The 1,527-nt window shown below is 65.0% G+C and carries 4 protein-coding genes; all 4 read left to right on the top strand.

The genetic code is table 11. From position 1 onward, the window contains the following. Positions 1–282, top strand: a 282-nt coding sequence (locus AB0K28_RS51690; RefSeq protein ID WP_364386068.1) for a hypothetical protein, incomplete at its 5' end; no start/stop codon positions are given. Positions 283–637: 355 nt separating this feature from the next. Next, entirely contained in the window at positions 638–1,111 is a 474-nt protein-coding gene (locus AB0K28_RS51695) for a hypothetical protein (RefSeq protein WP_364386071.1), read from the top strand. Continuing rightward, positions 1,099–1,332, top strand: a complete 234-nt coding sequence (locus AB0K28_RS51700; RefSeq protein ID WP_364386074.1) for a hypothetical protein — start codon at positions 1,099–1,101, stop codon at positions 1,330–1,332. Before AB0K28_RS51695 ends, AB0K28_RS51700 begins: the two co-directional genes overlap by 13 nt. A gap of 57 nt (positions 1,333–1,389) precedes the next feature. After that, a partial coding sequence (locus AB0K28_RS51705; protein ID WP_364386077.1) for a DUF4383 domain-containing protein occupies positions 1,390–1,527 on the top strand: 138 nt, incomplete at its 3' end.

The following is a 1,527-nucleotide window of genomic DNA, read 5'->3' on the forward strand; positions in this document are numbered from 1 at the left end:
TCCGGCGGATACGACTTCATCGCCACGTGGAACTCCTTGTCTCCGGATTCCCATCATCCGGTACTCAAGGTGTCCACACTTCGGGGGCAAGTCCCTCTTGTTGCTTCGGGTGATGTTGACGCCGATGGCAGGGACGACATCGTCGCGGCTTACCAGAACGGAGACAACACCTTCAGCTTCCATGTCTGGAAGAACGGCACCAGCTACGCCGGTAAATGGTCTACCTCCGGCCCTTACGCCCTCGGCCCCGTCGCCGGACGCCTCGTCCTCGGCAGGTGGTAGCCGGTTCCCTGGCAGGTGAACACCGTGCGTGGGAGCGGTGATCGCCCCGGCCGTAACATGATCACGAACCTGACCACGCAAAACGAGCTGGTCGAGCGCTTCCGCAACGCGGCGGCGCATCTCTAACCCGGCGGTTGTTTCGTCGTTGAGAACTACATTCCCGAGCTTCGGCGTCGGCCGCCGGGCGAGACCGTGCACCCGAAAATAACCTGAGCTCTGAAAGCGTCTTAGGGAGCAATAGTCAAGACCTGTGGATCATGAAGTTCTAGGCGGCTGGGGGGACAGGTGATCCTGCGGGTCGTTCGACGAGTTTGCCGTCGATGAAGGTGGCGCCGGCGCGGACGAGGGAGACCAGGTGGGCGCCGTTGACCCCGGCGAGGAGGCGTACCGAGCAGGGCTGGAGCAGGCCCGCAACACCGAGACCCAAGCGCCGCCACGCACGGTATGGCCACTGATCTGCCACCAGCACGCGCAGCTGACCCGCCACCGGGACGACCTGCTACAGGCCAGCAGCCGCGCCGACATCCGCGCCGCCGAACAGGACACCGTCACCGCCCGCACCACCCGGCAAGAGATCCGCGCCGAGCAGACCGCCCGGGAAGAGCACCTCGCCACCTGCGTGGCCCACCTGCGTGGCCCACCTGCGTGGCCCACCTGCGTGGCCCACCTGCGCCACCGAAGCCAAGCCCTGCAAGCCGTTGGTCGAAACGACCTTGTCTGTCAGGGATTGTCGCATGTCGTGATCAAGCGCATGCTGCATGTTGGTGGCTCGCCCCCCACCCTGGTCCGTCCGTCTCGTGCGAGGGGGAGCGGACCATGCCGACCATGATCGGGTATGTCACCGAGGAGCGCTACGACCAGATCGTCATCCGCCCACGGGAGCTGGTCGAACTCCAGACTCGTTCGCAATGCGAGTTCGGCGATCTGGCGCTGGAGATCGAACCGCTGCAGCCGTACGGCGGTGCGCACACCAACCAGGGCGAGGCGCTGTTCGGCGTCCCGGAACCGCTGCAGCTTACGCCGACCTCCTGGCCACCTCACAGTGCGTGAGGGCCGCCCTGGGGGGTAGGCGCAGATGAGTGTCAGCAGTACGACAAGGGAGGCGCCATGAGCGGTGTTCTTTCCTCCGCCACCAAGACTCCCGTTCAGCTGGCGGCGCTCATCGTCGGCGCCGTGTTCCTGCTGATCGGAATTCTCGGGTTCATCCCCGGCATCACCACCAATTACGGTCAGATGCAGTTCGCC

The organism is Nonomuraea sp. NPDC049504, from assembly GCF_040676845.1.
In the GTDB taxonomy this organism is placed as follows: Bacteria; Actinomycetota; Actinomycetes; order Streptosporangiales; family Streptosporangiaceae; genus Nonomuraea; species Nonomuraea salmonea.

Coding starts and splice junctions, on each gene's coding strand:
- AB0K28_RS51700 (WP_364386074.1), top strand. CDS start 1,099: ATGCCGACCATGATCGGGTATGTCACCGAGGAGCGCTACGACCAGATC.